This window comes from Mesorhizobium sp. M4A.F.Ca.ET.090.04.2.1, assembly GCF_003999085.1.
Taxonomy (GTDB): domain Bacteria; phylum Pseudomonadota; class Alphaproteobacteria; order Rhizobiales; family Rhizobiaceae; genus Mesorhizobium.
On sequence record NZ_RZOT01000431.1, the window covers coordinates 1 to 5380 of the forward strand.

Annotated in this window: 7 protein-coding genes; 2 read left to right on the forward strand and 5 right to left on the reverse strand. The window is 64.6% G+C overall.

Annotated elements, in window-relative coordinates; translation table 11 throughout:
* Positions 1–83: 83 nt before the first annotated feature.
* A complete protein-coding gene (locus tag EN781_RS24775) occupies positions 84–641 on the reverse strand; it encodes an alpha/beta hydrolase (RefSeq protein ID WP_126059084.1) in 558 nt (185 codons plus the stop codon).
* A gap of 241 nt (positions 642–882) precedes the next feature.
* Between EN781_RS24775 and EN781_RS24780 the strand changes: the two genes are divergently transcribed.
* Positions 883–1695: a VOC family protein gene (locus EN781_RS24780; protein WP_126054831.1), complete on the forward strand. Its 813-nt coding sequence runs from the start codon at positions 883–885 to the stop codon at positions 1693–1695.
* A gap of 198 nt (positions 1696–1893) precedes the next feature.
* Here EN781_RS24780 and purB read toward each other — a convergent pair whose 3' ends face one another.
* The 3 genes from purB to EN781_RS24795 all read right to left on the reverse strand — a co-directional run bounded on the left by purB (position 1894) and on the right by EN781_RS24795 (position 4508).
* Positions 1894–3201, reverse strand: a complete 1308-nt coding sequence (purB, locus tag EN781_RS24785) for an adenylosuccinate lyase (protein ID WP_126054830.1) — start codon at positions 3199–3201, stop codon at positions 1894–1896.
* A gap of 60 nt (positions 3202–3261) precedes the next feature.
* A complete protein-coding gene (locus EN781_RS24790; protein ID WP_126054829.1) occupies positions 3262–3675 on the reverse strand; it encodes a hypothetical protein in 414 nt (137 codons plus the stop codon).
* A 107-nt stretch (positions 3676–3782) separates the two neighbouring features.
* Entirely contained in the window at positions 3783–4508 is a 726-nt protein-coding gene (locus tag EN781_RS24795; RefSeq protein ID WP_126054828.1) for a DUF2259 domain-containing protein, read from the reverse strand.
* A gap of 132 nt (positions 4509–4640) precedes the next feature.
* Between EN781_RS24795 and EN781_RS24800 the strand changes: the two genes are divergently transcribed.
* Positions 4641–4895: a DUF2171 domain-containing protein gene (locus EN781_RS24800; protein WP_126054827.1), complete on the forward strand. Its 255-nt coding sequence runs from the start codon at positions 4641–4643 to the stop codon at positions 4893–4895.
* A 15-nt stretch (positions 4896–4910) separates the two neighbouring features.
* On the opposite strand, the gene EN781_RS24805 is transcribed toward EN781_RS24800, so the two are convergent.
* A partial coding sequence (locus EN781_RS24805; protein ID WP_189347818.1) for a P1 family peptidase occupies positions 4911–5380 on the reverse strand: 470 nt, incomplete at its 5' end.

Consider the following 5380-nt stretch of genomic DNA (forward strand, 5'->3'; position numbering starts at 1 on the left):
CGCTGATTTCGCTGGGCGCCAAGACGCTGCTGGAGAGCATGCGCGATTCCATCGGGTCCTGAGCGCCACCGGGCGGCTGCGCCTCAGGGTTCCCTCAATTCCGTCAGGAACTTGGCAAAGGTCATCGAGCCCTCGGGCCACGGCCCGAAGCCGGAATCCGCATTAAGGTGACCGGCATCGCCGGCATCGATGAACAGCGAGCCCCAGGCGCCGGCAATGTCTTCCGCGACGTCGAAGGCGCAGAACGGGTCGTTGCGGCTGGCGATCACGATCGAGGGAAAGGGCAGCGGCTCGCGCGAATAGGGTCCGAAGGTCATCAGGTGCCGCGGCCTGATCTCCGGATTGGCGACGTCGGGCGGCGCCACGAAGAAGGCGCCGGCCACCGGCCTTTGGAACTTCGGAATGGCCTGCACCGCCGCCGCCACGCCGAGCGAGTGGGCGACGAGCACCACCGGCCGCTCGGCCTCGTTGACGGCCCTGGCCACATTCGCGGTCCAGTCCTCGCGCACCGGCTTCGACCATTCGGCCTGCTCGACCCGGCGCGCCGTCGACAGTTTCGATTGCCAGCGGGTCTGCCAGTGTTCGGGGCCGGAATTGGTGTAGCCCGGCACGATGAGGATATCTGCGTCCTTGACTTTCATGGCGCGCATGTAGCGAGCGCCGCCCTTTCGCGCAACCGTGCCGAACGACGTTCACCATCAATTCAGTGAACACCATGTTCGCTCCTTGCTCTCTTGTGTGAACGATCGCGATCGACGATCTGTCGCGAGGACAACATAGTCGTGAAGGGCCGGGATTTTGGGGCTGACACGACGTAGGATGATCGGCGGCGCGTAGCTTCTGGCTTTGGGAGTTTCGTCGAGCGCCCGAACGGAGACGATGATGAGTGAACTGCCTTTTGCCGCGACCACGCCGGTCAGCGTGTCGCGCGTCGGCCTGAGGGCGCGCGATGCCGAAAGCCTCGCCGGCTATTACCGCGCCGTTGTCGGTCTGCAGGAACTGAGCCGCGCCGATGGCGTGATCACGCTCGGCGCCGCCAACCGGCCCCTGCTGGTCATCGAGCCCGACGCCGCGGCAAAGCCCGACGATCCGCGCAGCGCCGGCCTGTTCCACACCGCCTTCCTGCTGCCCAGCCGTGCCGATCTCGGCCGCTGGATCAATCATGCCGCCGCCAACAGGATCGCCATCGAGGGCGCGTCGGACCATCTGGTCAGCGAGGCCCTCTATATGACCGATCCCGAGGGCAACGGCATCGAAATCTATTCTGATCGCCGTCCGCAGGACTGGAAGTGGATCGGCGACAAGATCGCCATGGCGACCGAGCGTCTGAACCTTCCGGCTGTCGTCGCCTGTGTGCCGGCCGATGACGCCGGCTGGCAGGGCGCGCCGGAAAACACCATCGTCGGCCACGTCCATCTGCGCGTCGGCCGGCCGGAGGACGCTGAGGCCTTTTGGCATGACCAGTTCGGCTTCGACACGGTGGCGAGATATGGCGGCCAGGCGGTGTTCCTGTCGTCGGGTGGCTACCACCACCACATTGGCGCCAATGCCTGGCGCAGCGCCGGCGCCGGCCGCCGCGATCCGGCACGTTCGGGCCTAGCGTGGGTCGAAATGCGCTCGGACAATGTGACCGGCGAGACGACCCGCGAGGATCCGTGGGGCACGGTGATCAGGACGGTGCCGGGCAAGGCTTGATTGGATGTCGGCACGGCTCTTTTTCTCCCCGTCACTATACGGGGAGAAATGCCCGGCAGGGCAATGAGGGGCAGCGCCAGTTTTGCGAGTTTGTCTCCCCCGGACCTGGACGTGGCGAGTACAGTCATCGCCGAAGTCGGCGCCGCCCCTCATCCGCCCTTCGGGCACCTTCTCCGCGTGAACGGGGAGAAGGAAAGGTTAGGCCTCCCCAAACACCCGCTTGAAGATCGTGTCGACATGCTTGGTGTGGTAGCCGAGGTCGAATTTCTCACGGATTTCGGCTTCCGGCAATGCCGCCGTCACTTCCTTGTCGGCAAGAAGTTCATCAAGGAAATCAGCGCCTTGTTCCCATACCTTCATGGCGTTGCGTTGCACCAGCCGGTAGGCGTCCTCGCGTGACACGCCGGCCTGCGTCAGCGCGAGAAGCATGCGCTGCGAATGCACAAGGCCGCGGAACTTGTTCATGTTCTTGAGCATGTTGTCGGGATAGACGAGCAGCTTGTCGACGACGCCGGTGAGCCGCGACAACGCGAAATCCAGCGTCACGGTGGCGTCCGGTCCGATCATGCGTTCCACCGAGGAGTGAGAGATATCGCGCTCGTGCCAGAGCGCCACGTTCTCCATCGCCGGCATGGCGAAGGAGCGCACCATGCGGGCAAGGCCGGTGAGGTTTTCGGTCAGCACCGGATTGCGCTTGTGCGGCATCGCCGACGAGCCCTTCTGCCCCGGCGAGAAATACTCTTCCGCTTCCAGCACCTCAGTGCGCTGCAGGTGGCGGATTTCGATCGCCAGCCGCTCCACCGACGAGGCGATGACGCCGAGCGTGGCGAAAAACATGGCGTGGCGGTCGCGCGGGATCACCTGCGTCGAGACCGGCTCCGGCTTCAGCCCGAGCTTCTTCGCCACATGCTCTTCGACATAGGGCTCGATGTTGGCGAAGGTGCCGACCGCGCCCGAGATGGCGCAGGTCGCGATGTCTTCCCGCGCGTGCACCAGCCGCTCGCGGCAGCGCGAGAACTCGGCATAGGCCTGCGCCAGCTTGACGCCGAACGTGGTCGGCTCGGCATGGATGCCGTGGCTGCGGCCAATGGTGACGGTGTCCTTGTGTTCGAAGGCGCGGCGCTTGAGCGCCGCGAGCAGCGCGTCGATGTCGGCGAGCAAGATGTCGCTGGCGCGGGTGAACTGCACGGCAAGGCAGGTGTCGAGCACGTCGGACGAGGTCATGCCCTGATGGATAAAACGGGCATCAGGCCCAACGAATTCGGCGAGATGGGTGAGGAAGGCGATCACGTCATGCTTGGTGACGCGCTCGATCTCGTCGATCCTGTCGACGTCGAATTTCGCGGCGCCGCCTTTTTCCCAGATGGCATTTGCCGCCTCCTTGGGGATGACGCCGAGCTCGGCCAGCGCATCGCAGGCATGCGCCTCGATCTCGAACCAGATGCGGAAACGGGTCTCTGGCGACCAGATGGCGACCATTTCCGGCCGGGAATAGCGAGGGATCATCAATCGGTCCTGACTTCGGGAAGCTTGATGTCCGCCTCCTAACAGAGGCGGACAGAATGCTCAACGCCGCTGCCGCGCAAACCAGATGCTGGCGGCGGCGAGCCCGATGAATCCTGATGGAAAATAGAGCCGGACGCCGAGCACGACGAACTGGTACAGCGCGGTCAGCACCGTGAACACGAATTCGAACGCCCACCGGATCGTGAAGGCCGGCGCATGCCATTCGGCATAGTAGGAGCGGTATTGCAGCGCGAACAGGGCGCCGGTGAAGGCGAGCGTCGCGGCCAGCAGCGCAACGAAAGCGGCAGCGAACGCGACCTCCCAGTGCCGCCCGCGCGATACGAGGCGCGCCAGGAACAGGCCGACCGGGAAGGCGAGCGCGCCACCGGCGGCATAGAGCAGCGTGACGAAGCGGATCTTTGCCGGCGTTGCCCAGTCATAGAGGTGGAGATTGACGAGCGCGCTGGCGCCCATCGTCAGACCCCAGAGCAGGGCGCCGACAAACGCGGTGCGAGCGGGGGGCAGGGCGGCCCGGAAATGGTTGCCGTTGCGACCGCGAGCCGTGGGTTGCGAAATCGGTGTCACAGGCGGCCTGTCACGGCGATCCAGCGGAAATCCGGCCCCTCGAAGCCGTATTGCCGAACCGCGATCAGCACGGCATAGGCGCTCAACCCCTGCATCGAGAACGTCTGCACCGCGCCGATCCGGTAGCCGTTCGGACAGCCGCGACTTTTGGGGATCGACTTGTCTTCGTGCAGAAGTTCGGTCTTGCCGCCATCCTTGGCCACAATGCGCAGCAGGCGAAAGCCGTTGATCTCGCCCTGGCTCTGGCAACCTTCGGTGTCGTTCATCGGGATTTCGTCCAAGCGGAACTCGAGCGGATCGTCGACCGGAGAAAAGATCGGGCGCGGATTGACCACCATGCGGAACGGATCGCTGGAAAGCTCGGTCACCGGGCTGAAACCGGCCGTGATGCCGCGACTGGCCGCCAGCTCGGCCTGGCTGACGATGGCCTCGCCTTTCTGGCGGGCCTGCAGCCGCGCCGCATCGAGCGTTGCCGCCTCGTCGTCGAGACGAACCCGGATCGGCGTTCCCTTGAGGAATGAGTCGGTGGCGGTGTCGATGTAATAGCGGCTGGCGTAGGGATATCCGGACCCGTCCTGCACGCCATATTCCTCGAAGGCAAAGACGCCGCCATCCTTGCTGAAGCCAAGGATTTCCAGCTCGGCGACGTCGCCTGCGCCGGCCGTGGCGACGGTGGCGAGCTGCGCGAGCAGCCATGTGCAAATCAGAACGGGAATTCGCATGGACTTGTCGCTCCAGCCGGCAGGATTGGATCATGCCTATCATGTCATGATGAACAGGACGTGCCGTACAGCCGCGATGCATCCAATCTGGCCGTCGATTGTTATTGTCGGCAGCTTCAGCGGAGGATCACCATGACCGACACGAGCAAAATTCGCGGGCATATGGAAGTCGTCGGTGCCGACGGCGTACATGTCGGCACTGTCGAAGAGATCGAGGGGAAGCGGATCAAGCTGACCAAGGCTGACAGCGGTCAGGGCTCCCACAGAGGGCATCACCACTATATTCCCTTGAGCCTGGTAGCCGAGGTTGAGGGCGAGAAAGTTTGGCTGTCGGCCAATTCGGATGTCGCGGTGAGCTTCGAGGAAGAAAAGTCCGATCCCACCTGATCCGCCAGGCCTCAGTCAGCGCGACGACCAGACTGGAAACAGATCGCCCGAAGCCGGCGTCGCGGCGTGGACGCCGCGGCTGATCGCGCGCGCCATGGTGGCGCCGGCGGTAGCGTAGAGATCGATGGCCGCGTCGGCGGTGAGCTCGATGCCGCTCTTGCCGGTCGCCAGTGCGAAGACCAGATCGCCGTCGGCAGGCGTATGCGCCGGCCAGATGGCGCGCGCGAAGCCGTCATGCGCCGAAATCGCCAGTCGCTTGGCGCCGGCCTTGGTCAGAATGGCATCGGTGGCGATGACGGCAATGGTGGTGTTGCCGCCAGCATCCCCCTGGCCGCCGAACTGCTTGTCGCGGTATTTCAACAGGATCTTCCTTGCGTCGGCGGGCATCGGCGAAGGATAGCCGAGACCGCCGAACTCGTCGCCGATCTCGAAGGGTGCTGACCAGAAGTGGCGGGTCCTGCCCACCGTGACGGAGCCGGTTGGGT

Coding starts and splice junctions, on each gene's coding strand:
- EN781_RS24775 (WP_126059084.1), bottom strand. CDS start 641: ATGAAAGTCAAGGACGCAGATATCCTCATCGTGCCGGGCTACACCAAT.
- EN781_RS24780 (WP_126054831.1), top strand. CDS start 883: ATGAGTGAACTGCCTTTTGCCGCGACCACGCCGGTCAGCGTGTCGCGC.
- purB (WP_126054830.1), bottom strand. CDS start 3,201: ATGATCCCTCGCTATTCCCGGCCGGAAATGGTCGCCATCTGGTCGCCA.
- EN781_RS24790 (WP_126054829.1), bottom strand. CDS start 3,675: ATGGGCGCCAGCGCGCTCGTCAATCTCCACCTCTATGACTGGGCAACG.
- EN781_RS24795 (WP_126054828.1), bottom strand. CDS start 4,508: ATGCGAATTCCCGTTCTGATTTGCACATGGCTGCTCGCGCAGCTCGCC.
- EN781_RS24800 (WP_126054827.1), top strand. CDS start 4,641: ATGACCGACACGAGCAAAATTCGCGGGCATATGGAAGTCGTCGGTGCC.